The sequence below is a fragment of the Cohnella sp. 56 genome, assembly GCF_037963805.1.
Lineage (GTDB): Bacteria > Bacillota > Bacilli > Paenibacillales > Paenibacillaceae > Cohnella.
This window is the reverse complement of record NZ_JAZDQE010000003.1, coordinates 309,796-336,790: the sequence shown is the minus strand read 5'-3', so window position 1 is coordinate 336,790 and position 26,995 is coordinate 309,796. Positions and strand designations below refer to the sequence as shown.

Sequence of the window (26,995 nt, the reverse complement as noted above, 5' to 3'; positions counted from 1 at the left end):
TCTCTCCATTATATCATACCGGTGCAAGTCCGAGCAGTGCGGCGACGGAGCAGGCCGCGGCTTCAGCTCGCCCGCTCGGTGGCGGCTACCGTCTTCCGCGGCGCGCTGCCTTGCCAGTTGACGAGGAAGATGCCGGCGCAGATCATCGCGCCGCCCGCCGCAACGTAGGCATGGAGCGGCTCGCCGAGCAGGACCGCCCCGCCGATGACGCCGAAGAAGGGCGCCAGGAACAGGAACGCGTTGGTCTTGGCGGGATCGCCCCGCTGCAGCAGATAGGACCAGCCGGAGAACTGGAGAATCGAGCTGACGAGCACGAGCCAGACGAGCGAGAAATAAAACGAGCCGGTCGGATGGATGTACGGATGCTCGAACAGCGCGCTCAGGACGCCGAGCACGATGCCGCCGAACAGCATCTGGTAGCCGCTGAGCACCCAGGTATCGATCTGCTGGCCCCAGCGCTTGACTAAAAGGGAAGCCGCAGCGAAAAAACAGGCGCCGAGCAGCGAGATGAGCGTGCCGGGGTTCAGCTGCAGATGCGCGCCCATCGTGCAGAAGACGCCAGCGAAGCCGAGTGCGACGCCCGTCCACTGTGCGATCCGATAGCGGGCCTTGAGGAACAAGGCGGCGAACAAAATAATGAGCAGCGGGTTGACGAATATGAGGATCGCCGACTCGCCCGACGTAATCCACCTCATGCTGTAGTAGCTGCAGCCCATGACGCCTGCGGAATTCAGCGTGCCGATCAGGGCGATGCGCAGCCATGCGCCGGAGCTGGCCGGCTTGGCGCGCCGTGCGGTGAACGCGGCCATGAGCAGTCCGGCGGCGACGAAGCGCATGCTCATCAACAAAAAAGGCGGCGCACCGTCGAGGCCGATCCGGCCAACGGGAAACGCCAGTCCCATGGACAAGGTGGTGACGAGAATCAGCGAAGCATAGACTCTGGGGTTCATCGGGTTATCTCTCCTTCGCGGATCCGGTTCGGTTAAAATGATTGTAACGGGTATGCGTCATCAAATAAAATAGAAATAAATCATGGCATCCATCAGTGCAAGTGATACCGAAAGGCGGGACATAGGAATGGAAAGCGGGGATTTGCGCGTGTTTCGGGCGGTGGCGCTCGAGGGGACGGTGACGGCCGCCGCAGCCAAGCTCGGCTATGTGCAGTCGAATGTGACGGCTCGCATCCGTCAATTGGAGTCGGATCTGGGCAAGCCCCTGTTCCACCGGCACAACCGCGGCATGACGCTGACGACGGAAGGCAGGCTGCTGCTGGAGTACGCCGAAAGGATCGTCGGGCTGCTGGACGAGGCGGCCAAGGCGGTCGCTTCGAGCGAAGGCCCGCTCGGGCCGCTCGCGATCGCTTCCACGCAGAGCTGTGCAGCCGTCCGCCTGCCCGCTCTGCTGGCAGACTATCATCGCAGCTATCCGGAGGTCGAGCTGTCGCTGTCCACCGGCCATTCGGCGAGCGTGCTGGACAAAGTGCTGCGCTACGAGGCGGACGGCGGGTTTCTGTCGGGGCCTTGGCCCGAGGAGGAAGTAACGGCCGTGCCCGCGTTCGACGAGGAGATCGTCCTCATCTCCCCGCCGGAGCGGCAGGATGTCGAAGCGCTGGCCGGCGAGCCGATGCTCGTGTTCACGGACGGCTGCCACTACCGGTCCGTCCTGGAGCGCTGGACCCGGGAGCATGCCTGGGCGCTGCCGAGAATTATGGAGTTCGGCACGCTGGAAGCGATCGTCGGAGGCGTATCCGCCGGACTCGGCATCTCGCTCCTGCCCCGCAGCGTCGTCTCCAAGGCCGAAGCGGCGGGCGCGCTATGCGTTCATCCGTTGAAGGCGCCTTACAACCGCATCCGCACGTTCTTCGTCATGCGGCGGGACGCCTATGTCAGCCGGCCGTTGGAGCTGTTCCTGCAAGAGCTGGCGAAGGCATGCGAGAAGCTGGACGAAGCGGTCAGCGGAGCGGCCGCCGGAGAAGCGCCCGACCTGGGACATGCGCAAACCTTGCGCCGGGGCCATCGCAAAGGAGGCATCATCGCATGAAGCTGGACCGGCTGCTCGCGATTACGATGCTGATGCTGGGAAGGCGGCGGATCGGGGCCAGGGAGCTGGCAGACCGGTTCGAGGTGTCGCTGCGGACCGTCTATCGCGATATGGAGACGCTCAATCAGGCCGGCATCCCCATCGTCTCCTACGCGGGAGAAGGCGGAGGCTACGAGATTATGGAGCGCTATCGCCTCGAGCGCCAGTTTCTGACGATGGAGGAGCTGCAGGCGATGGTGATCGCCCTGCAGGGTATCCGCCAGGCGATGGACGAGCGGGAGATTGGCAGACTGCTGGACAAGGTCGGTGCGATGCTGTCGGGAGCCGAGCAGACCCTGCTGACGGACGCAGCGGAGCAGATGGTCGTCGATATCAATCCTTGGGGAGGGGGAACGCAGGACAAGGCGAAGGTCGCCCTGCTCCGGGAGGCGATACGGGAGCGGCGGATCGTGAGGTTCAGCTATACGGACATAGCGGGAGAACGTTCGGAACGTCTGTGCGAGCCGACGCGCCTGGTGCTCAAGGGTTTGGTCTGGTACATCTACGGCTATTGTCTGAAAAGAGAAGACTTCCGGCTGTTCAGATTGTCCCGCATCAAGGCGCTCGCCCGGACGGACGATGTCTTCGCGCGCAGGGAACAGCCGGAGATGCGCCCGCTGACCTGGGAGAGCATGTCGAATGCGGACTGGAGCAGTCCCAAGGAGATCGTCCTGCGATTCGCGTCTGCCGCCCGGACGAAGGCCGAGGACTACTTTGGCTCGTCGGACAGCACGGCGGGCATGGAGGAACTGCCAGACGGATCGCTGCGCGTACGAACGCGGCAGCCGGACGAGCCGTGGCTCCATCTGTGGCTGCTCGGCTTCGGGACAAGCGTCTATGTCGAGTCGCCGCCCGAATTGGCGGCAGCCGTGCGCGCATGCGCCGAAGAAGTGCTGCGCCTCTATGCGTCTGCTGACAGCCTGTTGTCAGCGAAGGGCTGATATGCTCGGAGGACAAGCCCCATACAGGGAGCTTAAGGAAGTCGTCCGACAGGGGCGGCGATTCTGAGGAGGATGATCCTGTGTTCACAAGCATCGAAGCGTTCGTTCAAGAATGGGAAAGCGTATCCGCCGGCACGCGCCGGCTGATGGAGGCGCTCACCGACGCGTCGCTGTCCCAGTCCGTAGGAGAAGACTACCGCACGCTGGGCCGGCTCGCCTGGCACTTGACCTGCAGCCCGCACGAGATGCTGGTCCGTACGGGGCTCGAGCTTCAGGCGCCTGGAGACGAGCACGTCGTGCCGTCGTCGGCCGCCGACATTGCGGCCGCTTATGCGCGCACGTCGCGGGAGGTGGCGGGGGCCGTGCGCGAGCAATGGCAGGACGCCAAGCTGGCCGAATCCAGCGACATGTACGGCGAGCAGTGGCCGAACGGCATTACGCTTCGCGCCGTGATCCAGCACGAGGTGCATCACCGGGGCCAGATGACCGTGCTGATGCGACAGGCCGGACTGCGCGTGCCCGGCCTGTACGGGCCGTCGCTCGAAGAATGGCAGAGCATGGGTATGGAGCCGCCGGTCGTGTGACGGTTCGGCAGCCTGAGATAGCCGATTCTATCGGCTATCTCGGTCGCCGCGCGGCGTTTTCGCCGCCGTTAGCCGATTCCATCGGCTATCTCGACCTGTCGTGCGGCACCTCTCCCCGTCCTTTAGCTACCTTCCGTGCGCCCCCCTCCCCGCGCCGCCTCCACGTTTCCGCCAGCTCCATGCCTCCCCCAGTCACACGCTGTCTTTCTACCTCGATGCGTCCGTCGTCGTCTCGGCAAACTGCGTCCGATACAGCTTGGCGTACAGTCCGTCCAACGCGAGCAGCTCCTCATGCGTGCCCTGTTCGACGATGCGGCCCCGATCCATCACGGCGATGGCGTCGGCGGAGCGGACGGTGGACAGGCGATGCGCGATGGCGATCGTCGTGCGTCCGGCCATCAGTCCTTCAAGCGCCTGCTGCACATAAGCCTCGGAGCGGGAGTCCAGATGCGAGGTCGCCTCGTCGAGCAGCAGGATGCGCGGATTTTTAAGGATCGCGCGCGCGATGGCGATTCGTTGGCGCTCGCCGCCCGAGAGCCGGTGGCCCCGCTCGCCCACCTTCGTATCGTAGCCCTGCGGCAGTCCGGCGATCACGTCGTGAATGTAGGCTTGCCTGCAGGCCGTCTCCATCTCCTCCGGCGTGGCGTCTTCCTTCGCGAAGCGGAGGTTGTCGGCGATCGTGCCGTAGAACAGGAATGGCTCCTGCGTCACATAGGCGATCTGCCCGCGCAAAGAGCCGAGCGTGACGCCGCGGATATCGCGGCCGTCGATGCGCACGGCCCCGCGCGCCGGATCGTACAGCCTGCCGACGAGGCCCGCGAGCGTCGTCTTGCCCGCCCCGCTCGGCCCGACCAGCGCCAGCAGCTGGCCCGGCCTGGCCGTCAGATCGATCCCCTTGAGCACGGCTTCGCCGCCAAGGCCGTATGCGAACGCCACCCCGTCGAACCGAACCTCGCCCGCCCCTCTCTCCAACGGCTTCGCGCCCGGCGCGTCGGCCACCTCCGGCTTCAGGTCGAGATACTCGAAGATCCGCTGGAAGATGCCCATCGCGGCGGACAGATCCAGATGCACGCCCAGCAGACCCGATACGGGCTCGTACATCCGTCCCGTCAGGGCGGCGAAGGCGATGACCGAGCCGATGGACAGGCCGTCATGAATGACGAGCCATCCGCCGTACAGATAGACGACCGCCGTCGCGAGCGGATTGGATACGCCTGCCGCCATTCCGTACCACCGGCCGATCAGGCCGAGGCGCAGCTCCATGCTTTTGACCGAGTCGTTCATCTCCGCGAACCGGTTCACCTGCGCCTCCTCGCGCCCGAAGATCCGGGTCAGCAGCGCGCCGGATACGCCGAACGTTTCCGACAGATGGGAAGCCATCTCTCCCCGCATGTTCTGCACGCGAAGACGGAGCGACTTGCGGAGCTTCGCAATTCTCCTGGCCGGCAGCAGCAGCAGGGGGATGATCGTCATCGAGACGAGCGCGAGACGCCAATCGAGCCGCAGCAAAATGACGACGGTCGCGATCAGCGTGACCGCCTGCGTGATGGCCGTGACGATCGTGCCCGTGATCGCGCCTTGCACGGCCTGCACGTCCCCGGAGATCCGCTGGATGATCTCGCCCGTGCGGGAACGGGTGAAGAAGGACATCGATTGCTTTTGCAGATTGCGGAACAGACGGTCGTTCAGATCCCGCATGACGCTTTGACCAACTTTATTGTTCAAGTAGGTTTGCCAGACGTTCAGCACGCCCTTGACGAGCGGACTGAGCGCCATGAGGCCGGCGAACAGCAGGAGCAGCCCCATGTCCCTGCCGGGAATGGCCCGGTCGACCAGCTCCTTGGTCGCGAGCGGCGCCGCCAGCCCCGCCAGCGTAGCCGCGAGCGACAGCACCAGGATAAACGCCAGCTGGCCCGCATACGGCTTGAACAGCAGCAGTACGCGCGACAGCTTCACATCCGCTCTCCCCGCGCCCGCCTCGTGTTGCTCGCTTAGTCTTCTCATGATACGATGCTTCCTTTTTGTCGAGTAATATCAGTGTGTTCATTATATCAGCTTGACGGGGAGCGGGTGTTGTATCCGAAAAGAAGAGCGTTGACGGCTGTCGAGGCTGTTGTTCGCAGGCAATGAGACGTCGGATGGGGGCAGCGGAACGATGTATCAGTAAAAAAGCGGCCCCTTCGAAGGTCCTTCGAAGGGGCCGCTCTATCGCTGGAATAATATGCTTATTGGACGTCCGCCGGCAGTACGACGATCATGTCCGCCGGGCTCTGCGGCGGGATGCTCCGCGTCGTAGCCGGGCCGTAGAACGCACGGACCTTCGCGCCGGGCTTGATATCCTCGGCCTTGAGCGGCTCGCCCATCGACGATACGATCAGCGTATCCGCGCCGACGTTCAACACCAGATTCGATACCGCCTCATCGCCCGTGCCTGCGCCGAGCTGGACCTGCCAGCCGCTATCCGTCTTGTTGACGGCGCCGACCTTGTCTTCCTTGATCAGACGCTCGCCCAAGATCGTGATCTTGGCCGCATGCGATTGGCCGGGGAAGCTGAGCGCGACGACCGGTCCGTACTCGACGGCAACGCGCGTGCCCGCCTTGAGATCGGCCGTCGTCTTGGCCGCACCGGATTCGTCGACGATGACGGTATCCTTGTCCGCCTTGGCGATAATCCAGTCGAAGCCGCCCGTCGCGCCTCTGCCCATCACGTTCAGGCTCGTCAGATTCCCGTCCGTATTGGCTTCGGTTACGACGCCCGTATTCAGTATGTACTGATCCACCGGCGCCTGCTCCTCTTTTTTCTGACTCAGGTTGAACTGCTTGGACTGCTGGCTCCAGGCAAGCTCGTAGCCGAGTGCGCCTGCCGTATCGCGCAGCGGCACATAGGCTTTGCCGTCGATGTAGACAGGTGTCAGCGAGGCGTAGGCGTCGCCGTTGACGGAGATGTGAATGTCGGAGCGGAGCAGGCCGCTCACCTTCTGCGTGAGGCCGGATGCCCCGGCGACCGCGGTCGCGCCGAGAATGCCGGCTGCCGTCAGTAGAATAATGGTCTTGGATTTGCGCATGATGAGTTAGCTCCTCTCTAGGTTGCGGCTGATCGCCATGCCGAATGCGATGGCATCTCTAACGATTATTGCCCCCATACAGACGCGCGCTTCGTCCAAAAGGTTGCGCGCTTGTCCAAACCGACGGCAGCCGTCCTCCCTGACAACGGGGGGACGGCTGCCGCGATGAGAAGATCAGTGCGCGCCGGCGCGATCGACGTGAAGCAGATGGCGTCCATTCAGCATGATGACGACGACGGCTGCCAGCACGAATGCGCCGCCTACCACAAACGGCACATGCGGATTGTACCACTCCGCCAGCTTGCCGGCGAAGTACGGCGCGATCGCGCCGCCGATGAACCGGAGGAAGCTGTACGCGGCGGAGGCCGTCGAGCGCTCGACGGGCGCGGCGTTCATGACGGCTGTCGTGATGAGCGTATTGTTGTTGCCGAGCAGGGCGCCGGCGAATACGATCGCACCGACGACGACCCACTCCGTCGTCGTCCAGATGCCCATCGCCAGCAGCGTGAGGCCGAACAGCGTCAGCATGGCGTACATCGACTTGAGCGTGCCGAACTTGCGCTGCAGCACGGGCGCCATGAAGACGGACGTGACGGCGAGCAGGATGCCCCAGCCCAGGAAGATATAGCCCAAGCCGTGCGCGTCGTAGCCGAAGTAGTCGAACAGTACCAGCGGCGCATACGCCAGCAGCGTAAAAAAGCCGAAGTTGTACAGACACGCGCCCAGACCGAAGATCAACAGCGAGCGATGCTTCAGCGCGCGGAACGGGTCGGCGAGCGATGCCTTCTTCCGGGGGGCCGAGGCAGCAGGCTTCTGGGCCTTCGGCATCGTGATGGCCAGACTGAGGAATGCGATGACCATCAGCGCGGCGACGCCGAAGAACGGTCCTCTCCAGGAGATGGAGCCGAGCTCGCCGCCGATGAGCGGGCCGACCGAGATGCCGAGGCCGATCGCGGCCTCGTACAGGATGATCGCCCTGGCTACTCCCGCCGTGGACAAGGTGACAATCGCCGTGAGCGAGGTGGCGACGAACAACGAGTTGCCGAGGCCCCAGCCCCCGCGCAGCCCGATCAGCGCCCAGATGCCGTGCGACGCGCCGCCGAGTCCCGCGAACAAGGCAATGATGACGATGCCCGCGAGCAATGTGCCCTTCATGCCCAGACGCGCCTGAATGACGCCGGTGATGAGCATCATGACCGCCATGACGGCATTGTAGCTCGTGAACAGCAGCGACACTTCGCTGGGCGACGCGTGCAGCTGAATGGCGATGGACGGGAGGATCGGATCGACGAGCCCGATGCCCATGAAGGCGATGACGCATGCGAAGCCGACCGCCCATACGGCGCGCGGCTGCTTAAGCAAGCTCTCCTCCGGCGCCAGAGGCGATCCGGCGGAAGCATTGGTTGTAGAAGACATGAGGATATTCTGCTCCTTTTTATATATGAGATGTAGTCACTGGCACGAATCTGGCGTGAATCTGGCGCAAGCTCGGCTCAGAGCAAATTCTCGAACGCGTGGCGAACGACGTTGCCGCGGCTGATGATGCCGACGAGGACGCCATCACGCTCGACGGGCACCTTTTTGATCTGCTTCTTGCCCAGAACGGCGGCGATCTCTTCGACCTCGTCGTCCCACGCCGCCTTGACGACCTTGGTCTTGGCGATCGACATGACGTTGAGATCCAGCAATCTGCGCGCCCGCTCCTCGAACTGCTCGTTATCCCCTTGGATCAGGATGGAGGCGTAGAAAAAGTCGACGTACCGGTCCTCGTGCTTGCCGATGTAGCGCATGACATCGCCGTCGCTGACGTAGCCGACGATCTCGTTGCGATCGTTGACCACCGGCATGCCGCTGATGCGGTATTCGATGAATCTCCGGATCACCTGCCGCACGGTCTCGCTCTCTTTGACCTTGTACACTTGCTTGATCATAATCTCGTGCGCCTGCATGAGAGCCCCTCCAATTTAGTTGTATTGCAAAACTATAATTATAAGTGTATTATACAACTACTATGAAAATTGTCAATCTTGCAATGCTTGGCGGATGCTTGAAAAGCAGGCCTCATGTGGTACGATGGGAAACAGAATGCAGCAAGGGCGGGTGGAATCGTGGATAAGGAATCGCAAATCAGCATCGAGTTCGAGATCGCGCTCTTGACTCGCCGACTCACCTCCATCTCGACCAGCGGCAAGTTCGGGCAGCTCGACCGCTCCGCTTATTTGCTGCTCGGTCAGATCCAGTCCCATGGCTCCGTCGGCGTCAAGGCGCTCGCAGAGGAGTTTCATCTCGACATCTCCACCGTCAGCAGACAGACGAGCGCGCTCGAGCAAAAGGGCTACGTCTACAAAACGCCAGACCCGGACGACGGGAGAGCTTCCTTTTACCGCTTGACGGAAGAAGGCCTGCGTTCGTTGGAGGAATCCAAGCGCCAGCGCCAAGAACGGATCGACCTGCTGCTGAAGGACTGGACGGAGGAAGAACGCGTGCGGCTCGGCGAGCTGCTGGCCAAGTTCAATCGTACGTACCTGGACGACTAGCGTTTCTCGATATTGTATTCAAAAGCCTGGAAAGTTATTGGGCGGCACATCCCTCTTCAGAGAGCCGGTCAGGATCAGCCTGCCCGGCTTATTTGGCGTACGAGGCTTAGGAGTAGTAGAAGTATTGGAGTGAGGGGTGGAGGACAGCGGCTCGTTGTGCGGCAGTATCGCATAACTCGGGGCATTCGCGTCTCCAAGTGGCTCGTTGTGCGGCAGTATCGCATAACTCGAGACATTCGCGCCTCCAAGTGGCGCGTTGTGCGGCAGCATCGCATAACTCGGGGCATTCGCGCCTCCAAGTGGCTCGTTGTGCGGCAGTATCGCATAACTCGGGGCATTCGCGTCTCCAAGTGGCGCGTTGTGCGGCAGTATCGCATAACTCGGGGCATTTGCGCCTCCAAGTGGCGCGTTGTGCGGCAGCATCGCATAACTCGGGGCATTCGCGCCTCCAAGTGGCTCGTTGTGCGGCAGTATCGCATAACTCGGGGCATTCGCGCCTCCAAGTGGTGCGTTGTGCGGCAGTATCGCATAACTCGGGGCATTCGCGCCTCCAAGTGGCGCGTTGTGCGGCAGTATCGTGTATCTCGGGGAAAGTGTGTCTCCATGAGCCGCGTTATACGGTAGTATCGTGTATCTGCACAGAAAAAACCCGGGCAACAGATGCCCGGGGTCATCGGCCGTGTCGCGCTGAGCGAGGCGGCTAGCTATACGTTGAAGCGGAAATGCATGACATCGCCGTCGGCGACGACGTATTCTTTGCCTTCGAGGCGGAGCTGCCCCTTCTCCTTGGCGGCGTTCATGGAGCCGGCTGCGACAAGGTCCTCGTACGACACGACTTCGGCCCGGATGAAGCCGCGCTCGAAGTCGGTATGGATGACGGCCGCGGCCTGCGGCGCCTTGGTGCCCTTGCGGATCGTCCAGGCGCGCACTTCCTGCACGCCGGCCGTGAAGTACGTATACAGGCCGAGCAGCTTGTACGCCGCACGGATGAGCCGATCGAGGCCGGACTCGGACAGTCCCAGCTCCTCGAGGAACATGTCGCGGTCCTCGCCCTCCAGCTCCGCGATCTCGGACTCGACGCGCGCGCTGATCGGCACGACCTCGGAGCCCTCGGCCGCCGCGAATTCGCGGACGCGCTGCACATACTCGTTGGCGTCGGCGTTCGCCGCCTCGCCCTCGCTCACATTGGCCGCGTACAGCACCGGCTTGATCGTCAGCAGGTGCAGATCGCGCACGAGCAGGCGCTCTTCGTCCGTCAGCTCGACGCTGCGGACCGGCTTCTCCTCGAGCAGCGCGGCGTGGATGCGCTCGAGCAGCTCGACCTCCTGCGCGTACTTCTTGTCCCCGCCCTTCATGTTCTTGCGGGAACGGTCCATGCGCTTCTCCACCGAGTCGATGTCGGCCAGGATCAGCTCCAGGTTGATGACCTCGATATCGTTGATCGGATCGATCTTGCCCGATACGTGGGTGATATTCTCGTCGACGAAGCAGCGCACGACATGTACGATGGCGTCCACTTCGCGGATATTGGCGAGGAACTTGTTGCCGAGGCCCTCGCCGCGGCTCGCGCCCTTGACCAGACCCGCAATATCGACGAACTCAAATGCAGTCGGCACGATCCGGTTCGGCGTGACGATGTCGGCGAGCTTCTGCAGGCGCTCGTCCGGCACTTCGACGACGCCGACGTTCGGGTCGATCGTACAGAACGGATAGTTGGCCATCTCGGCCCCCGCTTGGGTAATGGCATTGAATAAAGTCGACTTGCCGACATTGGGCAGGCCGACGATTCCGCAGGACAGCGGCATTCGCTATACACTCCTGACTTCGTGCGGCCCCCAGACGACGCGAGTAGCGCCGGACGGCCGTCAACGGTTCGATTATACTCCAGACATTATACCGGAAGGCCCGGACCTGCGTCCACCACCAGGAGCCCCCATCCTTCGAAGCCGATGGCCCTTCCCTGCCCTCAATTCGACTCCAGCCCGTCCAGCCCCTCCAGATCGTCCAGGCTCCCGATGTCGCCTTCGCTCGCCTCCGGATCGTCGATCGGCGGATCGAGCTCCGGCGCTTCGAGCGCGGCCTTGGGCACGGCGATCGCCTCGGTCGCGTCGTGCTTGCCGTAGGTGCCCTCGAACACTTGGCTCAGCACGGACGGCGAGCCTCGCTCGTACTCGATCGTCATGTCCGACGCCACGCGGTAGGCGAGCGGCAGATGCGAAGCTGCGTCCAGCGTGAAGCTCGCGGTCAGGGAACGCAGCCGGATGCTGTCCTGCACCTCGGCGTCCAGACTGCCGAGATCGAGCGTGCCTTCAAGGATATGCTTCAGAAATGCGAGCGCCCCGGGCCCCGCTCCTTCGTAGCTGACGACGACGCGGCCGCCCTCGCTCGCGGATGCGAGCCCGGAACCCAGCGCCGCCGCGGAAGTCAGCGCCCGCGCAGGATCGGTCTGATATTCGGACAGCGTCCTCGCGATGTCGGCAGCCTGCTCCCGGGGCAGCTTGCCCCATTCTTCAAAGGATGGATCGTAGACGTAATAGGCATCCGGGACGAGAATCGCACGCAGCGTGGACTTGTCGCCGTCCTGAACGCTGTCGATCGTCTGGTCGAGCTTGAGGGGCGACCGCTCGACCTTGCCGGTGTTCGTCACCTCGAAGACGGATGCGGCCGCGCTGCCGCCGCTCAGCTTCTGCACCAGATGCAGGGTGAAGGCGTAGCGGCCGACGGCGCTCATCGCCCGCCCGGCTTCTTCGAGCTGCCGTACCGCTTCGCGTGCCGGCTCGGACAGGGCGGGCGCAGCGCCGGCGGTCGGCGATGCTGCACGCGCGGACGAGGCCGATGCCCCTGGTGTCGGCGAGCCGCCTGCGCCGGTGGAGGCATCGCTGCAGGCAGCCGCGGGCAGCGCGACGGCAGCCGCGACGAGCAGGGCGTTCATAAATCGGCGTGTACGCAGCATGATGGATAACAGCCCCTTTGATTCGGATAACCTAATGTGCGAAGGAGGAGTGAACAATGGAAAACGAAAGCCGCAAGGGCAACTACAAAGGCACGACGGACATGCACGCGAAAAATCAGGATATGGCGTTCGTGAACGACACGCTGGAGAACACCAAGTCGGTCGCTCCGGTGCCGCAAAAAAAGAAAAAAACCGACTGAGCCAAAACGCCGGCTCTCCCCTCTCCGCACAGATGTCCACGCACCGTCAGCCTGCTTCTACGCTATAATTACCGCAGGGCGGCCATGCCGCTCTGTTTGTTTTTCCTCCAAAAAAGATTCCTCTACCGTACCATACCCCCGACGCTTCGACAACCGAAGCGCGGCCCGCCCGCAGCCCGCATGAAGAAAAAGGGAACTTTTGACCGCGCCAGTCGTTCATTAGACGTGCCGGCCGCACGAGAAACGGACAAAGGAGTTGCAATCGTCATGGATGCAGTCTTGACGGAACGCTCTTCCCTGAGCGCCGCCGGAAGATTACGATGAAACGGATATTATGAATAAACGCTCCCGCTCGGAGCGTTCGTCGGTACATAGTGGGGTGGCTGCGATGACGCACGATTATTTGAAGCATATGACCGAAGGCATCGATCGCGACGCCGTGCTGGAGGAGCTCATGCTCACTTACGGCAGAGACGTCTGGAACTACGCTTTCTTTATGACGGGCAAACGGGACACGGCCGAGGATATCGCGCAGGACGTATTCGTCAAGGCGTATCAGAACCTGCATACGCTCCGCGGGGAAGCGGGCGCCCGCTCCTGGCTGTTGAAGATAACGCGCAACACCGCACTGGACTACTTCAAATCGAGCTGGTACAAACGTATCCGCCTGCCCGCCGTGATGCCGCACAGAGAGACGCAGATGTCCGCCGAGAACGAGTGGCTGGGCTCTCACCGACAGCGCGAGATATGGCGGACGGTCATGCTGCTGCCCCGCAAGCTTCGCGAGAGTCTGTTGCTCCAGGTGCATCACGGCCTCAGCATGGCCGAGATCGCCAGCTTGCTGCAGGTGTCGGAGGGCACGGTCAAGTCCCGCATTCACAGAGCACGCGCGATGATGAACAAGCAGTTCGAGCAAGACCACGAAGACGACGAGGAGAGGAGCGGTAGATCATGAAAAGCGAACGTGATCGCTGGCAACGCACGCTGTCCGACCTGCCGCTCGGCTCCGGCGGCTTCGGCAGCCATACGATGAAAAGCGTAAAGGAGCGCATCAAAATGCTGGAACGACGCGCCAGGCGCAGAAGACGCGCCGCGGCTACTGCAATCGTCGCATTGCTGATCGCGGGGGCGGTCGTCTTCAGAGGCGATCTGACGAATCTGCTGACGCCCAAGGAGACGGCCAAGCCGGTCATCAGCGAGACGGAGACGACGACGCTGAATATTATGTTCTGGGACAACAGCACGTTCATGACGATGTACGGGCAGCCCTTCATCATCCGTCACCCTGCCGTGAGATTCGAGTACTCCGCCTATCCGGGCGCCGGGACGGGAGTCGCGAATTCGTCGGTCGGGATCGACCGGTATCGGGAGCAGTTGCAGCAGAGCCATGCCGATCTGGTGCAGATCCCGCTCGCGTACGTGTCCGAGCTGGCGGCCGACGGCCTGCTGAAGCCGCTCGGCGCGTGGATGAAACGAGACAAGCTGACGGACGAGAGCTGGAATACGGCGGTCAGAGAAACCCTGCGCGAGGCCGGAGGCGGGGAGCTGTACGGATTCGCGCCGGAATTCGCCGGCTACGCGTTGTATTACAATCGCGATCTGTTCCGGGAAAACGGCGTGCCCGAGCCGACCGACGGCATGACCTGGGAAGAGGCGATGAACACGGCCGCGAGATTCCAGGGAATCAAGAAGGAAGGCAAGCCGGTCTACGGCCTCAGCTTCGGCTATTCCACCAACATGGGCTTCGAAGCTATGACCATCGGCGACAGCCAGAACCTGCGCCTCGCGAACGCCGGGCTCGATCAGGCGACCGCGAATGCCAAAGGCTGGCTCGACCTGTGGACGAAGCTGGCGGACGGTCATCGCGAGGGCTGGATCAATAACGTGCCGGACCCCGAATGGGAGGGCGGCATCGATGTGAATGACCTGCTCAAGCAAGACCCGTTCCTGAACGGCCGCGCCGCGATGACGTATGCGGGCAATTCTTATATGCAAAATCTGAAAGACGCGCCTGCGGCAACCGGCTTCGAGGCGGACTGGGCCGTCGTGACGCAGCCGCGGGACAAGGAACGGGATCAGGCGATCGGCGCCTTCGAGATTCCTTATATCCTCGCAATCCCGGCGAAGTCCGCGAGCGCAGACGCGGCCTGGGAGCTGCTGAAGTATATTATGACGCCGTCGCAGTCCGAGCGGTACATCAGACTGACGCGCAATTCCTCGCTGCCGACCGTGGCGGCGAACGATGGAGCGGGCGACAGCCGCTCCGCCGTATTCTACCGCGCTTCCGTCGACCCGGTGCAGATACTCGACACCGCGAAGCGCAATTCGGACCCCGTCTATAGCAGTCTGGCCGCGGCCGTGCGGACCGAAGCATACAATCGGACGAAGGATCTGGCGGACGGAACCCTGGACGTGCCGGCACTATTGAAGGAGCTGCAAACCAAGGCCGAACAGGCGCTGCAAGCCAAGCCTGCCGGCGGGGGCTCTGCGTCGGGGGAGGAAACGCCATGAAAAAGCTGGCCGCGCTTGCGGCACTGGCGCTGCTGCTGACGGCGGTCGGAGGATGCGTCAAAGGGGGACCGTCCCACGAGGCATCCAAGACGCTGACAGTGGCTTGCTGCTCCGACTATATTTACGATCTGTGGTACCGCGACTTTATCGAGACCGGATTCCCCGACTGGGACGTGAAGTTCGTGCCGATGAGTCAGGAGAACAGCTATACGTCCTACGATCAAGCGACGATGAGCGCCTTCCTCGATCACGAAAAACCGGACCTGATGATTGTGGATAGCGCGCAGTATCGCTTGCTGCGAAGTGCCGACAAGCTGCAAAATATGGACGGGTGGGCGGCTTCCTCCAAGACGAAGCTGACCGAGCTGGTGACGCCCGGCGTACTGGAATATCTCCGCGGAGAAAGCGGATCGCTGTATGCGCTCGGTCCTTCCTTCCACGCGAACGCATTATATTACAACAAAGACATTCTGGACCAGCTTGGCGTCCCCTATCCTTCGGAGAGCATCGGCTGGGAGCAATTGCTCGAGCTGGCCGGCCGGGTCATGCAGGACCCGCGCAGGGATAAGGACACTGCGGGACTTTTTATCCCGCAGTTGCGCAGTCCCTTCGATCTCCTGCGACAGGTCGCCGGCACCGAGGGGCTGGCCTACGCCAATCTTCAATCCGGGACGGTCACCTTCGACTCGCCCGGCTGGGAGCGCCTGTTCAAGCTGGTCGTGAGCGCCTATGAGCGCGGCGTGTTCACGATGGAGTCCGCAGGCATGGACAACGGCAATCTGTTCCAGCAGGGCCACGCCGCGTTCACTATCGACTACGACAGCTTGTATCCGAACCTCCGGGAGACGGCGAAGTTCGGCTGGGGCATGACCGCACCGCCGGCCCGCTCGGGCGAGCCGGGCCGGGCAGGCGAGATTCAAATGTTCAATCTGTTCGCGATACCTGCCGGGGCCGGACATGCGGAGCAAGCCTGGGAGGCGATCTCGTACTTCATGTCGGAGCGCGTCGGCCGGGCGAGAGCGGGGCTCCTGAACGCAGACGGTCTGCCCGTGCAGCGGGACTATCCGGCGCTGAAGCAGGATTCGGCCTTGAAGATATTTTACGAGCCGCTGCCGACCAACTCGCTGGACAAGCTTGGATACGGCATCAATCAAGGTCCGGGCGACTTCGACGCCTCGTTCGCGGAGCTGGTGAACGGGCATATACGAAGCGTCCTGGCGGACAAGGAGACATCGGACGCCGCGTTCAAAGCGATCCAGCCCGAGGCCGAGAGACTGATGCAGAAGGCGCTGGCCGAACAGAAGGCGACAACCAGGAGCAACGCGGAAACTGCCGGATCATAAGCGGACGACGCATGGGGCGAAGGCGATCACGCCTTCACCCATGCGTCGTTGTCGTAGCCGCGCGCTTCCCAGTAGCCGGTATGGGGGCGGTCGATCAGCTCGATCCGATCCAGCCACTTGACCGACTTGTAGGCGTACATGCCCGGCACGATGAGACGAACCGGACCGCCGTAGTCCCGGTGGATCGGCTTGCCGTCGTGCAGCACGGCGACCAGCACATCCTCCATCCGCGCCTGCTCGAGCGACAGGGCGTCGGTATACTCGCCGTCCCCGGAATAGAACTTCACGTACTTCGCGCCGGGCTTCACGCCCGCCGCCTCCAGCAATTGGGCGAGCGGGATGCCCTCCCATGTATTGTTGTACACCGACCAACCCGTCACGCAGTGAAAATCGCTGACCTGAACCTTGCGCTTGAGCGCCAGAAACTGCGCCCACGTCCATGTGGCCGGCCGGTCGACCAGGCCGTCCAGCGTGAAACGCCACGTCTCCGACTCGAAGTGCGGCAGCGGCGTCACCGTGTAGAGACGGAAGTTGCCCTGCGCGCCGCCGCCGACGACACGCACGGAGTCCGGCAGCGGCGCGGGCGCGGGCCGCATGCGGTTCGCATCCGTCTCGTCCGCCGCGATGCTGCCGGAGCCGGGCGACGCGAGCAGCCCCCCGCCCAGCCAGCGGAAAAATGACGGCAGCACGGCTGCGGCCAGCGCCACGCCGACGGCGCCGCGGATGAACTGGCGGCGCGTCATCCAGGGCTGCGGTCCGGCGGCCGGGTGCAGCCCGCCGCGTGCGCCGGTCGCATACGCGCCGCGCTCGCGCCGATCCGGGCCGCCGCTCTCCGCCTCGGGCCGGGCGGCCTCCGCTTCGTCGTCCGTCCGGATCGCGCGCCGCTGCGGCCGCTTGGCCCAGCGCATGCGCGTGATCGAGTGGTAGGCCGCATAGGGCAGGCCGATCCAAGTCAGCAGATCGTGTACGGCCAGCGCGTTCGTCGCCCACCTCGGCGGCAGATGCCGCAGCTGCCAGAGCACGATGCCGGACGCCAGCCAGCCGAGCAGCAGGACCACGACGAACGCCAGATTGCCCCGCTGCATGGGACGGTTGCGGAGCTGCTTCAGATGCCGCTTCAGCAGCGGCGCATACAGGATTAGCACAATGCCGGTGATCAGTCCGATATAAATATGAAGCTGCTTCACCCATACGCGACCTTCGCCGAGCCAGCCTCTGGCCGCGCCCCAGGACAGGATCAGCCCGCTGACGGCCAGCGCCACGACGAGCCATGCGTTCCAGCGGTGGAGCTCCGCCAGCTGCTTGCCCAAGCTCTGCTTCTTCCGATCCGCCATACGCCGCCCTCCTTCACCTCTCTTATATGTACCCAACTTCCTCCGTCAACATGATTCGCCAGCGCCGCAGCGAACGCCGCCCCGGAGCCGAGCTGGCCGATCCGCTGCGCGATACAGCACAACGGGCCGCCAAGAAGCGCCTCGCCTGCCTCCTGACGGCACACCTCGGCGTCTCCGGGCTCCGTGCCGAACAGATGGCGCACGACATGCCCTGCCCGCCCGATATCTCCTCGGCTACGCCCGCCCACAATCGGCAGCGCGCATCCCCGAATACAGTCAATTGCAAGCGTACACCCCCGCTCGACATGATGCGAGACGCCGGACATCCCGAGGGGGGAAGGTTACCGAGGAGCCCGGCGCAGCGGCTGGCCTCCCGTCCGTACTACCGACCGGAGCTGTGTTTTTGCGCCTCAAAATCAGTATATCATCTCAAGTTCACCGGAACATCCGGCGATTTTCTGCGTCTAATGCTTAAGCGACAAAGTTAAAAATGATTTAAATTCATACATCTTCGGGAGGTTTTGCATCATGATGCGCAGGATATTACTGCAATTGACGGCGTTACTCGCCGTGGTCTGGCTGGCCGGCTGCGGTACGGGCGCATCCGACCGGAACGACGCCTCGCCATCCGCGTCCGGCACCGCCACGGCTTCATCGACTTCCACTTCCTCTACCGCTTCGCCGGCCGCATCGCCGACGGCATCCGTCGCCCCCGCCGGCAATGAAGCGGCGCTGTCGGCAGCCAAGGATATCGTCGAAGCGCTGCGCGACCGCGATCTCAAGCGGCTCTCCTCCTGGATCGATCCCGAACAGGGCCTTCGCTTTTCCCCCTATGCCGCAATGACCGAGAGCGATCAACTATTCAAACCCGATTCGCTGCCGTCCTTCAAGAGCACGGATAAGGTCAATTGGGGCACGGCGGACGGCAGCGGGGAACCGATCGAACTGACCTTCCGCGACTACTACGACAAGTTCGTGTACGACAAAGACTTCGACAGCGCTCCGAGCGTCACGGCGGGCAAGCTGATCGGCCAGGGCAATACCGTGTACAACGGACAGGACATTTATCCCGGCTCCTCGTTCGTCGAATTCCACTTCCCGGGATCGGACGATACGAGCGGCATGGACTGGGAGAGCCTGATCGTCACGCTCGTCCAGAGCGATGGTGAATGGCGGCTGGTCGCGCTCACGCACGCGCAATGGACGATTTAGTGCGCGACACCCGATACGTCATCCGCTCTCCATAGCGCGGCTTCGTCGTCTCTCAGCCGACAGCCGCCGGCATGCAAAAAGCACCCGCGTCCGCTAGGACCGGGTGCTCTGTACATACTCGGGAAATTAAAGCTGGTTCTGAATCTTCGCCTTCAGCGAATCCTTGCTCTGCAGACCGACCAGCTTGTCAACCGGCTGGCCATCCTTGAACAGGATCAAGGTCGGGATGCTCATGACGCCGAATTGGGAAGCCAGTTCAGGCTGCTCGTCGACGTTGACCTTGGCGATCGTCGCAGTGCCCTGCAGTTCGGTCGAGAGCTCCTCTACGATCGGCAGCTGCATCTTGCAAGGTCCGCACCAAGGTGCCCAGAAATCCAGCAGGGATACGCCCTCGCCTACGGTCTCGTTAAAGTTGTCTTTCGTTACGACTACGGCCATCGTAATCCACTCCTTCAAGTTTATAAGTCATATTGACGTATATCTGTATGATGATCGTCACGAAGCTACGTTGCTCCGGTCCGCTCCATCCGATCCTTCGCGCGGTTGTCCGCGCGGACGCCACGACACACTTTACCCCCGGCTACGTCTTCTGACACGCCTTGATCCGGGACAGCATCTGACCGATCGTGATACCCTGGAAGTACTGCTCGAGCTGCCGCTCGGCCCCGCAAAATACGGAGTTCATCACTTCCTGCATATTCGAGCCTACCATGCAGTCCATCTCCGGATTGCCGCTGCACCAATTCGGCGTGACCGCGCCGGCAGCCATCGTCCGGTAAATATCGGCCAGCGTCATATCGCTCGGATCCTGGCACAGCCTGTAGCCTCCGCCCGAGCCCTCGCGCGTCGTTACGTACCCGTTCTTCCGCAGGAAGCCCAGAACCTTGCGCACGCGCGCCGGATGCGTGCAGACATTGGCCGCGATCTCTTCGCTGGATGCCATGCCGTCGGGCTTGTGCGCGAGCAGGACGAGACTGTGCACGGCAATTATAAATTCGCTGTTCAATGCTGCGCCCCCTTCCTCGGCGGGTTACTGTAATATTAACAGTTACAGTTGTCGTTGTCAAGAGGATACGCCGGGGCATCGCTTAGGATGCCGCCTGCGAGCTCGCCCTATTCCCTGCGGCGCGATTGATCGGGGCCGTCCGTTCTGGCATACTCAAGGTGGCGGCCTGGCGGCTGAAGTCCGCTTGGACCGTCGCAACTATTCTCCGACAGACGAGGAGCCTGAGCTCATGCATATCGATATTTATTCCGACATGGTCTGCCCTTGGTGCAGAATCGGCAAGAAAAACGTAATGGACGCCATCGAACAATGGTCTCACGAATCCGGCGAAGAAGTAACGGTCAGCTATCACGCTTATCTGCTCGACCCCTCGGTGCCGGTCGAAGGTCTGCCGTTCCGCGCCTCCATGGCGCACAAGATGGGAGGAGAGCATCGCATCGAGGAGATGCTGCAGCATGTGACAGAGGCGGGAGCCGCCGTCGGCGTCACGTTCCGCTTCGACAGGGTGACGCGGATGCCGAGCACGGTGCTGGCGCACCGGCTGACCGCGATCCTCCCCGAGGAGAGACGGGAGGCATGGATCGACGCGGTCATGATGGCGTACTTCGAGTACGGCAGGGATATCGCGCGGCGCGAGGTGCTGCTGGAGATCGCCACCGACCTGGGCTGCAATACGCATCAGCTGGAGACCGCTCTCGAAGACGGCAGCGGCGCGGAGGAGGTTCAGGCGGATCTCGATCACGCCTCGGCCATGGGCATCACCGGCGTCCCCTTTTTCGTGCTGAACAACAAGTACGGTCTGTCGGGCGCGTACCCGGCCGCCGAGTTCGTGAAGGCATTCGGAAAAATTGCGGAGCAGGATCGTACGGGGGAGTAGGCACTTCATTCGCTCGGGACAGGCTCCATCGGCCCGGCTGCGAGGCCGGACGCCGGCATGCGGCTCCGCTCAGGCGCGTCTTCTTGCGCCCGGGCGGAGCCTCGTGTCCGTGGCCGCAGACGGGGCGGCGGCCGCCTTTACGCCAACTGCTGATCTACGCTCACACTTCGGCCGCCGGCCGCTCCCCGCTCAGACGCTCTGCGATTGCCCGCGCCATCCATACGCCCGCCGCACCGGCTTGCGCGAGGCCGCGCGTGATGCCCGCGCCGTCGCCGCCGCAATACAATCCCGCGATCTCCGTCTCCAGCCGATCCGTCAGCTGAGGCCGAGCAGAATAAAACTTCGCCTCGACGCCGTAAAACAGCGTGTGCTCGGATGCGAGCCCCGGCGTCACTTTATCCAGTGCCTCGACCATCTCGATCAGACTCTTCATCGTGTTGTACGGCAGCACGAGGCCCAGGTCGCCGGGTACGGCTTCCTTGAGCGTGGGCTCGAGGAACCCTTCCTTGATGCGCGCCGCCGTAGATCGCCGGCCCCGCAGTATATCGCCATACTTCTGCACGACGACACCGCCGCCCGACAGATCGTTCGCGCGCTCGCAGATTTCCCGCGCGTATTCGTTGGGCTTGTCGAACGGCTCCGTGAACTTGTGCGATACGAGCAGCGCGAAGTTCGTGTTGGACGAGCCGAGCGCCGGGTCCTTGAATGCATGCCCGTTAGCGGCCATGACACCGCTGTGATTTTCCACGACGACATGCCCCGAGGGATTGCTGCAAAACGTGCGGACGCGTGTGCCCACCGACGTGTTGAATACGAATTTGCCCTCATACAGATGCTCGTTGATCTCCCGCATCACGACATCGGACGTCTCGACGCGAACGCCGATATCGACCTGGTTGCTGTGCATCTTGATGCGGCGCTTCTTCAGCACCTCCGTCAGCCATGCCGAGCCGTCGCGACCGGGTGCCACAACGACGACGTTCGCCTGCAGCTCCTCGCCGCTTTTCAGTACGATGCCCGTGATGCGATGACTTCCGCCTTCTTTCACAGTCAACAGGTCCGCGACCTCCGTCTTAAACCGCCTCTCGATCTTGTCCGACAGATAAGCGGCGATCGACTTCATGATCTCCAGGTTCTGCTCCGTCCCCAAGTGACGGACTTGCGCCCGAAGCAGCTTGAGTCCGGCCGCATAAGCGCGCTGCTCGATCCCTTTAACGACGTTGGTCGTCGGATCCGTGATTGTCGGTGTGGCACCGTGGGCCAGATTAATCTCGTCGACATATTGAATCAGCTGAAGCACCTGTGAAGCAGGCAGATAATCGGTCAGCCAGCCGCCGAACTCGGTCGTAATGTTGAACTTGCCGTCGCTGTATGCGCCCGCGCCGCCGAAGCCCGCCGTGATCGAGCAGGCCGGCAGACAGCCAGCGAACTCCTTTTTGCCTGCGGGCGGTGGGCAGAGCTGAATTTTCTCTTCGAGAATCGGGCAGCGGCGGCGATGGATATCGTGGCCTTTGTCGACGAGCAGCACCTTCAGATGCGGGGCCTTGCGATAAAGCTCGTAGCATGCGAAAATGCCCGCCGGACCAGCGCCGACGACGATGACGTCATAAGGGTTCATAACTCGTTCTGCCTCCCGAAAATGAAAAATTCCCGACCGCCAAAAGATACGGAGTAACCTCCGCTCCTTCGTAGTCGGGAATTCTCGGTTCCCGGTAGAGACCACCGGCCCTTATCGCCGGAGATATACGAATGTGCGTATAGATGATGCCTGATGGCGGTGCGGTTTTGAAGAAACGTTTAAGCCGCAGTTCGCAGCGCCCAAGCTCGTCATGCGACATACGATGACCCTGGGCATACTTGAGCTGCGTCCGAAAATCAGTTTACGCGCATTACACGTACATGTCAATTGAAAGGAGTGTGATTGTACGTTAAAAATTGCCTTGTCGATCGGATATGTGGGACGAGAGACAATTGTTCGATCAAATTCCGAACATTAAGACCTTCACGCATCACATCAAACCCGGCGCACCTATCCGCTCCATCGCCTTCACTACGAGAGGCGAACGACGCCTTGCCGTGCACAAAAACAGGCCGTCCGACCAGCCGCCGATAGCGACTCCCGAACAGCCACCGCCTACGCCCGCCGCGCCAATAACGGCAGACACGCTCCAACTCGTCACCCTGCTCGCCGCCACTTCGGCGGACATACTCCAACTCGTCACCCCGCTCGCCGCCAATTCGGCGGACATACTCCAACTTGTCACCCCGCTCGCCGCCACTTCGGCAGACACGCTCCAACCCGTTATCCCGCCAACTGCACGTCCACTTTCACCGTCAGCGTCTGCTCCCCCGTGCCCCGGTACACGCCCTTGACCGGCACGATGTCCAGGTAGTCCCGCCCATGCGCCAGCTTGACGTACCGCCAGTCCACGAGCCCGTTGTTGGTCGGATCGAACCCGATCCAGCCCATGCCCGGCACGTACGCCTCGACCCAGGCATGGGAGGCCTGCTCAAAATCCGCATTGCGTCCCTGCAGATCGCCCACAAAATGATATCCGCTCACGTACCGGGCAGGCACGCCCCGCATCCGGCAGATCGCCAGCAGCAGATGCGCGAAGTCCTGGCACACGCCCGCACCGATGCCGATCATCTCGTCGGCCGTCGTGTGGACCGCCGTCGACAGCGGCTTGTATTCGAAGTCGTCGAAGATGCGGCCGGACGCGCGCTGGACGAAGTCGAATACGCCGCGCTGCCCGGCGCCCCAGTCCGCACCCTCCGCGTACCCGGCGACGACCGGATGGAAGGTCGCGAACGGCGTCGGCAGCAGATACTCCGCGTTGGCGTCGCGGAACGGCTCGCTGCGCAGGCGGGCCCATGCTTCGGCGGGCTCGGTCTCCGGCTGGCGCTTCATCTCCGAATCGCGGGTGACGACCGTCGACTGGGAGGTGATGACGAGCTCGCTGTGCGGATGGTTGGCCGTAAAGGCATGCACGCGATTGCCGAAATAATCCTCGTAAGACATCAAAGAAGCGTTAGGTTCGATGATGAGCCGGTGCTGATAGCACGCCTGGCGCTCGTCGGTCCGCGGCGCGAGGCGCAGCTCATTGACACTGTCCGTCACCGGCGCGCCGTACCGGTAGGTCGTGACATGGGTAATATCCAGCTTCATGCCGTGACCTCCCGTCCGGGGGAAAAAAACACCTTCGCCATGGACTCCCCGAGCTGCCGGTTCGTGACGAGCAGCTGCAGCAGCACGGCATCCAGCGCTTGCGCGTTCATATCGGAGCGCTCCAGCCAGCTCAGCTCGGAGCGGGCCTTGTCGACAATCCGGACGATCCGGTCGATACCCGAGCCCGAGCGGATCGCGCCGGACCGCAGCGTCTTGAGATAGTCCGAGAAGCCGGCGAGCGCATAGTGGACGGACCGGGGGAACTGCTCCTGCGCCAGCAGGAACGACGCCACCTCCTCCGTGCTGAGCTCCTCGATGCCGAGCCTGCGAAACGCCTCGTAGCCGCCCACCGACTTGAGCACGGCCATCAGGTAGGCGTAGGAGGTATTCCCCGTCTCTGCGGTATGGCGCAGCACGGACTGGAGGAGCCGCACGATATTTTCCGATCGCTCGAGATACCGGCCGCTCTCCATCATGGCGTACGCATCGTCGCGCAGCGCGATCGATACAGCCGTGCCTTGGAATGCCGCGAGCCCCTCCTTGATGCGCCGGTAAAATTGATGAGGCGAATCTCCCAGCACTTCGGCGGTATCGCAGCCCTTCAGCCACAGATAAAAGCCGTTCAACAAATTCCACAGCTCGGACGGGAGCCGGTCGCGGATCTTCCTCAGATTGTCCCGCGCCTGGCCGACGCAGACGACGAGCGAGTTGGCTTGCGTCGCATCCAGCGTCAGAAAATGGATGACGTCGCGCTCGCCGTACTCGGCATACTTCGCCTCGTACGCGGCCAGATCGCCGATCGCGCCGACGATGCGGCGCCACACCTGTCCGTCGGGTCCCTGCTCATCCTCCCGAAGATGATAGTACACGTCGATGAGCCGCGCGTGGTTCTCCGCCCTCTCCGTATAGCGTCCAATCCAGAACAACGATTCAGCGATGCGGTCCAGCATAGCGTTCCCTCCTCGTCACGATCAGGCTAATACCCACGTATCCTTGCAGCCGCCCCCTTGGGACGAATTGACGACCAGCGAACCTTCCTTCATGGCGACGCGTGTCAGTCCGCCGGGCAGCACATGCACCTGCTTGCCGTTCATGAGCGCGAATACGCGAAGGTCGATATGCCGGGAGACGAGCCGGCCGTCCTGGCAGACGGGCGCCGTGGACAGCTTGATCGTCGGCTGCGCGATGTAGTTATCCGGATCGGCAGCGATCTTCTGCGCGAAGGCCGCACGCTCGCGCTCGGTCGACGAAGGACCGATCAGCATCCCGTAGCCGCCCGAGAGCGAAGTCTCTTTGACGACCATCTCGTCCAGCCGCTGCAGCACGTACTCCCTTTCCTCCGGACGGCTCATCAGATAAGTAGGCACGTTGGAAAGGATCGGCGTCTCGTTGAGATAGTAGCGGATCATGTCCGGTACGAAGGTGTAGATCGCCTTGTCGTCGGCAACCCCCGTGCCGGGCGCGTTGGCGATCGCGATATTGCCGAAGCGGTAAGCGTTCATGAGCCCCGCCACGCCGAGCATCGAATCCGGCCGGAACGCGAGCGGGTCGAGGAAGTCGTCGTCGATCCGCCTGTACAGCACATCGATTTTGCGTTTGCCGCGGGAGCCGCGCATGTAAATCTTGTGGTCCTCGCAGACGAGATCGCGCCCCTCTACCAGCTCGATGCCCATCTGCTGCGCGAGAAATGCATGCTCGAAGTACGCCGAGTTAAAGCTGCCAGGCGTCAGCAGCGCGATGAGCGGGTCGCTCTTGCCCGTCCGGGCCATGCCGCGCAGGGAGGAGCGGAAGGCGTCAAGCGTGCGGTCGATGCCGCGGATGGCATGCGAGAAGTACATCTCCGGGAAATCGTGCGTCATGATCGATCGGCTCTTGAAGATATACGAGAAACCCGATGGAGAACGCAAATTGTCCTCCAGCACGAAGTAGCCGCCCTTCTCGTCGCGGATCAGATCAATGCCGGAAGCCGTCACGTAGGCGCCGCCCGGCACGGACAGACGCATCATCTCGCCTCTGAAGTAGCGGTTGCCGAGCACCATTCGCCGGGGAATGAGTCCGTCCTGGAAAATATGCTGCTCGTGATACACATCCTGGAGAAAAGCGTTCAAGGCGCGCACACGCTGCGAGACACCGCGCTCAATCGTCTCCCACTCGGCGCCTGGAATGATGCGGGGTACAAGGTCGAACGGGATCGTGCGCTCGAGCGCTTCCGTCTGACCGGGTTGCGACAGGGTGAAGGTGATCCCCTCTTCCATCAGCCGCCTGTTCATCTGCCGCTGTCTCGTCGCGCGCTCCTCGATGCTGAGGCGGGCGAGTATCGCCTGGACTTTCTCATAATGCGTCCTGACCTGCGTCCCCTCGAACATCTCGTCGTAAAACTTGGAGGCAGGAGGAGACAGCGAGGTAATCGCGTTCCATAATTCCATCATAGCGGCCCCTCTCCGCACCGCATCGCAGGGGAGAAGAGCCATTCCTCCCTTCGGTGGGGATCCGGCGATCGATTATTGTTGGGGTTCGATATATTTTCTTTTAAATAGATCATATTCGCCGTTCATGATTGTGTCAATATTTATGACATTAGTGATTAAAATTTATGAATTATATAACCCACATATTACATCACGCGATAGAAAAAGTATGGCCATCGCATAATGAACCGTTCGATAGCGGGATGGGACATGTTCGGGTTCGGCGGATTGGAATGGGGCGGTTTATTCCGGAGTTACTACGGGGACAACAGTACCAGCCGGACGACGACAACGGTCAAGCCGCATGAGGAAGGTGGCTGCAAGCGAGAAACGAGCGCGAAGACGGCGGAGTGCGAGCCAATTAGTCTCAGGTAGGAACAAATGAGCGCGAAGGCGGCGAAGTGCGAGCCAATTAGTTTCGGGTAGGAACAAACGGGCGCGAAGACGGCGAAATGCGAGCCAATTAGTCTCAGGTAGGAACAAACGAGCGCGAAGACGGCGGAGTGCGAGCCAATTAGTCTCAGGTAGGAACAAATGAGCGCGAAGACGGCGGAGTGCGAGCCAATTAGTCTCAGGTAGGAACAAATGAGCGCGAAGGCGGCGAAGTGCGAGCCAATTAGTCTCGGGTAGGAACAAACGGGCGCGAAGACGGCGAAGTGCGAGCCAATTAATCTCAGGTAGGAACAAACGAGCGCGAAGACGGCGAGGTGCGAGCC

The 26,995-nt window shown here is 62.2% G+C and carries 24 protein-coding genes and 1 riboswitch; of the genes, 10 read left to right on the top strand and 14 right to left on the bottom strand.

Going from position 1 to position 26,995, the window contains the following annotated elements; all coding sequences use genetic code 11:
• Positions 1-62: 62 nt before the first annotated feature.
• Complete coding sequence (locus tag VQ071_RS07000) at positions 63-950, bottom strand: DMT family transporter (RefSeq protein WP_340513183.1); 888 nt, start codon at positions 948-950, stop codon at positions 63-65.
• Between the two features lie 127 nt (positions 951-1,077).
• On the opposite strand from VQ071_RS07000, the gene VQ071_RS06995 reads away from it, so the two are divergent.
• The 3 genes from VQ071_RS06995 to VQ071_RS06985 all read left to right on the top strand — a co-directional run bounded on the left by VQ071_RS06995 (position 1,078) and on the right by VQ071_RS06985 (position 3,604).
• Positions 1,078-2,040 carry a LysR family transcriptional regulator gene (locus VQ071_RS06995; protein WP_340513182.1) on the top strand — a complete coding sequence of 321 codons (963 nt, stop codon included), beginning with the start codon at positions 1,078-1,080 and terminating at the stop codon, positions 2,038-2,040.
• Positions 2,037-3,020 (top strand): helix-turn-helix transcriptional regulator, encoded by a 984-nt coding sequence (locus tag VQ071_RS06990; RefSeq protein ID WP_340513180.1) that lies wholly within the window; start codon positions 2,037-2,039, stop codon positions 3,018-3,020. Before VQ071_RS06995 ends, VQ071_RS06990 begins: the two co-directional genes overlap by 4 nt.
• Positions 3,021-3,100: 80 nt before the next feature.
• Positions 3,101-3,604: a DinB family protein gene (locus tag VQ071_RS06985; RefSeq protein WP_340513179.1), complete on the top strand. Its 504-nt coding sequence runs from the start codon at positions 3,101-3,103 to the stop codon at positions 3,602-3,604.
• A gap of 207 nt (positions 3,605-3,811) precedes the next feature.
• Here the strand turns inward: VQ071_RS06985 and VQ071_RS06980 are convergent, their stop codons facing one another.
• From VQ071_RS06980 to VQ071_RS06965, 4 genes are all read right to left on the bottom strand, one after another.
• A complete protein-coding gene (locus VQ071_RS06980) occupies positions 3,812-5,608 on the bottom strand; it encodes an ABC transporter ATP-binding protein (protein ID WP_340513178.1) in 1,797 nt (598 codons plus the stop codon).
• Positions 5,609-5,829: 221 nt separating this feature from the next.
• On the bottom strand, positions 5,830-6,669 hold the full coding sequence (locus tag VQ071_RS06975; RefSeq protein WP_340513176.1) for a stalk domain-containing protein: 840 nt from the start codon (positions 6,667-6,669) through the stop codon (positions 5,830-5,832).
• A gap of 174 nt (positions 6,670-6,843) precedes the next feature.
• Positions 6,844-8,085 (bottom strand): MFS transporter, encoded by a 1,242-nt coding sequence (locus VQ071_RS06970; protein WP_340513175.1) that lies wholly within the window; start codon positions 8,083-8,085, stop codon positions 6,844-6,846.
• A gap of 77 nt (positions 8,086-8,162) precedes the next feature.
• Positions 8,163-8,618: a CBS domain-containing protein gene (locus VQ071_RS06965; RefSeq protein ID WP_340513174.1), complete on the bottom strand. Its 456-nt coding sequence runs from the start codon at positions 8,616-8,618 to the stop codon at positions 8,163-8,165.
• 159 nt (positions 8,619-8,777) lie between these two features.
• Here VQ071_RS06965 and VQ071_RS06960 point away from each other — a divergent pair, with 159 nt between their 5' ends.
• Positions 8,778-9,206, top strand: a complete 429-nt coding sequence (locus VQ071_RS06960) for a MarR family winged helix-turn-helix transcriptional regulator (protein ID WP_340513173.1) — start codon at positions 8,778-8,780, stop codon at positions 9,204-9,206.
• Positions 9,207-9,910: 704 nt separating this feature from the next.
• Here VQ071_RS06960 and ychF read toward each other — a convergent pair.
• Complete coding sequence (gene ychF, locus VQ071_RS06955; protein WP_340513172.1) at positions 9,911-11,011, bottom strand: redox-regulated ATPase YchF; 1,101 nt, start codon at positions 11,009-11,011, stop codon at positions 9,911-9,913.
• A 161-nt stretch (positions 11,012-11,172) separates the two neighbouring features.
• On the bottom strand, positions 11,173-12,159 hold the full coding sequence (locus VQ071_RS06950; RefSeq protein WP_340513171.1) for a DUF6612 family protein: 987 nt from the start codon (positions 12,157-12,159) through the stop codon (positions 11,173-11,175).
• Between the two features lie 56 nt (positions 12,160-12,215).
• On the opposite strand from VQ071_RS06950, the gene VQ071_RS06945 reads away from it, so the two are divergent.
• The 4 genes from VQ071_RS06945 to VQ071_RS06930 all read left to right on the top strand — a co-directional run bounded on the left by VQ071_RS06945 (position 12,216) and on the right by VQ071_RS06930 (position 16,213).
• Positions 12,216-12,359 carry a hypothetical protein gene (locus VQ071_RS06945; protein WP_340513170.1) on the top strand — a complete coding sequence of 48 codons (144 nt, stop codon included), beginning with the start codon at positions 12,216-12,218 and terminating at the stop codon, positions 12,357-12,359.
• 334 nt (positions 12,360-12,693) lie between these two features.
• Positions 12,694-13,314 (top strand): RNA polymerase sigma factor, encoded by a 621-nt coding sequence (locus tag VQ071_RS06940; protein ID WP_340513169.1) that lies wholly within the window; start codon positions 12,694-12,696, stop codon positions 13,312-13,314.
• Entirely contained in the window at positions 13,311-14,870 is a 1,560-nt protein-coding gene (locus tag VQ071_RS06935) for an ABC transporter substrate-binding protein (RefSeq protein ID WP_340513168.1), read from the top strand. The genes VQ071_RS06940 and VQ071_RS06935 overlap by 4 nt, the downstream gene beginning before the upstream one ends.
• Positions 14,867-16,213 carry an ABC transporter substrate-binding protein gene (locus VQ071_RS06930; protein WP_340513167.1) on the top strand — a complete coding sequence of 449 codons (1,347 nt, stop codon included), beginning with the start codon at positions 14,867-14,869 and terminating at the stop codon, positions 16,211-16,213. Before VQ071_RS06935 ends, VQ071_RS06930 begins: the two co-directional genes overlap by 4 nt.
• A gap of 26 nt (positions 16,214-16,239) precedes the next feature.
• Here the strand turns inward: VQ071_RS06930 and VQ071_RS06925 are convergent, their stop codons facing one another.
• A complete protein-coding gene (locus tag VQ071_RS06925) occupies positions 16,240-17,547 on the bottom strand; it encodes a molybdopterin-dependent oxidoreductase (RefSeq protein WP_340513166.1) in 1,308 nt (435 codons plus the stop codon).
• A 528-nt stretch (positions 17,548-18,075) separates the two neighbouring features.
• Between VQ071_RS06925 and VQ071_RS06920 the strand changes: the two genes are divergently transcribed.
• Positions 18,076-18,759: an LptM family lipoprotein gene (locus tag VQ071_RS06920; protein WP_340513165.1), complete on the top strand. Its 684-nt coding sequence runs from the start codon at positions 18,076-18,078 to the stop codon at positions 18,757-18,759.
• Positions 18,760-18,885: 126 nt separating this feature from the next.
• Here VQ071_RS06920 and trxA read toward each other — a convergent pair whose 3' ends face one another.
• Positions 18,886-19,197, bottom strand: coding sequence for a thioredoxin (gene trxA, locus VQ071_RS06915; protein ID WP_340513164.1), 312 nt, complete (start codon positions 19,195-19,197; stop codon positions 18,886-18,888).
• A 142-nt stretch (positions 19,198-19,339) separates the two neighbouring features.
• Positions 19,340-19,765, bottom strand: coding sequence for an RrF2 family transcriptional regulator (locus tag VQ071_RS06910; RefSeq protein ID WP_340513163.1), 426 nt, complete (start codon positions 19,763-19,765; stop codon positions 19,340-19,342).
• Positions 19,766-19,994: 229 nt separating this feature from the next.
• Here VQ071_RS06910 and VQ071_RS06905 point away from each other — a divergent pair, with 229 nt between their 5' ends.
• Positions 19,995-20,642: a DsbA family oxidoreductase gene (locus tag VQ071_RS06905; RefSeq protein ID WP_340513162.1), complete on the top strand. Its 648-nt coding sequence runs from the start codon at positions 19,995-19,997 to the stop codon at positions 20,640-20,642.
• A 160-nt stretch (positions 20,643-20,802) separates the two neighbouring features.
• On the opposite strand, the gene VQ071_RS06900 is transcribed toward VQ071_RS06905, so the two are convergent.
• From VQ071_RS06900 to VQ071_RS06885, 4 genes are all read right to left on the bottom strand, one after another.
• On the bottom strand, positions 20,803-22,260 hold the full coding sequence (locus tag VQ071_RS06900) for an NAD(P)/FAD-dependent oxidoreductase (protein WP_340513161.1): 1,458 nt from the start codon (positions 22,258-22,260) through the stop codon (positions 20,803-20,805).
• A 51-nt stretch (positions 22,261-22,311) separates the two neighbouring features.
• Positions 22,312-22,411: riboswitch (purine riboswitch) on the bottom strand.
• A gap of 533 nt (positions 22,412-22,944) precedes the next feature.
• On the bottom strand, positions 22,945-23,811 hold the full coding sequence (locus tag VQ071_RS06895) for a transglutaminase family protein (RefSeq protein WP_340513160.1): 867 nt from the start codon (positions 23,809-23,811) through the stop codon (positions 22,945-22,947).
• Positions 23,808-24,761, bottom strand: coding sequence for an alpha-E domain-containing protein (locus tag VQ071_RS06890; protein ID WP_340513159.1), 954 nt, complete (start codon positions 24,759-24,761; stop codon positions 23,808-23,810). The genes VQ071_RS06895 and VQ071_RS06890 overlap by 4 nt, the downstream gene beginning before the upstream one ends.
• A gap of 21 nt (positions 24,762-24,782) precedes the next feature.
• Complete coding sequence (locus VQ071_RS06885) at positions 24,783-26,237, bottom strand: circularly permuted type 2 ATP-grasp protein (protein ID WP_340513460.1); 1,455 nt, start codon at positions 26,235-26,237, stop codon at positions 24,783-24,785.
• Positions 26,238-26,995: the final 758 nt, after the last annotated feature.

Excerpts from the sequence above, each read along its gene's own strand:
- VQ071_RS07000 (WP_340513183.1), bottom strand. The coding sequence starts at position 950 with ATGAACCCCAGAGTCTATGCTTCGCTGATTCTCGTCACCACCTTGTCC.
- VQ071_RS06995 (WP_340513182.1), top strand. The coding sequence starts at position 1,078 with ATGGAAAGCGGGGATTTGCGCGTGTTTCGGGCGGTGGCGCTCGAGGGG.
- VQ071_RS06990 (WP_340513180.1), top strand. The coding sequence starts at position 2,037 with ATGAAGCTGGACCGGCTGCTCGCGATTACGATGCTGATGCTGGGAAGG.
- VQ071_RS06980 (WP_340513178.1), bottom strand. The coding sequence starts at position 5,608 with ATGAGAAGACTAAGCGAGCAACACGAGGCGGGCGCGGGGAGAGCGGAT.
- VQ071_RS06975 (WP_340513176.1), bottom strand. The coding sequence starts at position 6,669 with ATGCGCAAATCCAAGACCATTATTCTACTGACGGCAGCCGGCATTCTC.
- VQ071_RS06970 (WP_340513175.1), bottom strand. The coding sequence starts at position 8,085 with ATGTCTTCTACAACCAATGCTTCCGCCGGATCGCCTCTGGCGCCGGAG.
- VQ071_RS06965 (WP_340513174.1), bottom strand. The coding sequence starts at position 8,618 with ATGCAGGCGCACGAGATTATGATCAAGCAAGTGTACAAGGTCAAAGAG.
- ychF (WP_340513172.1), bottom strand. The coding sequence starts at position 11,011 with ATGCCGCTGTCCTGCGGAATCGTCGGCCTGCCCAATGTCGGCAAGTCG.
- VQ071_RS06950 (WP_340513171.1), bottom strand. The coding sequence starts at position 12,159 with ATGCTGCGTACACGCCGATTTATGAACGCCCTGCTCGTCGCGGCTGCC.
- VQ071_RS06945 (WP_340513170.1), top strand. The coding sequence starts at position 12,216 with ATGGAAAACGAAAGCCGCAAGGGCAACTACAAAGGCACGACGGACATG.
- VQ071_RS06940 (WP_340513169.1), top strand. The coding sequence starts at position 12,694 with ATGAATAAACGCTCCCGCTCGGAGCGTTCGTCGGTACATAGTGGGGTG.
- VQ071_RS06935 (WP_340513168.1), top strand. The coding sequence starts at position 13,311 with ATGAAAAGCGAACGTGATCGCTGGCAACGCACGCTGTCCGACCTGCCG.
- VQ071_RS06930 (WP_340513167.1), top strand. The coding sequence starts at position 14,867 with ATGAAAAAGCTGGCCGCGCTTGCGGCACTGGCGCTGCTGCTGACGGCG.
- VQ071_RS06925 (WP_340513166.1), bottom strand. The coding sequence starts at position 17,547 with ATGGCGGATCGGAAGAAGCAGAGCTTGGGCAAGCAGCTGGCGGAGCTC.
- VQ071_RS06920 (WP_340513165.1), top strand. The coding sequence starts at position 18,076 with ATGATGCGCAGGATATTACTGCAATTGACGGCGTTACTCGCCGTGGTC.
- trxA (WP_340513164.1), bottom strand. The coding sequence starts at position 19,197 with ATGGCCGTAGTCGTAACGAAAGACAACTTTAACGAGACCGTAGGCGAG.
- VQ071_RS06905 (WP_340513162.1), top strand. The coding sequence starts at position 19,995 with ATGCATATCGATATTTATTCCGACATGGTCTGCCCTTGGTGCAGAATC.
- VQ071_RS06900 (WP_340513161.1), bottom strand. The coding sequence starts at position 22,260 with ATGAACCCTTATGACGTCATCGTCGTCGGCGCTGGTCCGGCGGGCATT.
- VQ071_RS06895 (WP_340513160.1), bottom strand. The coding sequence starts at position 23,811 with ATGAAGCTGGATATTACCCATGTCACGACCTACCGGTACGGCGCGCCG.
- VQ071_RS06890 (WP_340513159.1), bottom strand. The coding sequence starts at position 24,761 with ATGCTGGACCGCATCGCTGAATCGTTGTTCTGGATTGGACGCTATACG.
- VQ071_RS06885 (WP_340513460.1), bottom strand. The coding sequence starts at position 26,237 with ATGGAATTATGGAACGCGATTACCTCGCTGTCTCCTCCTGCCTCCAAG.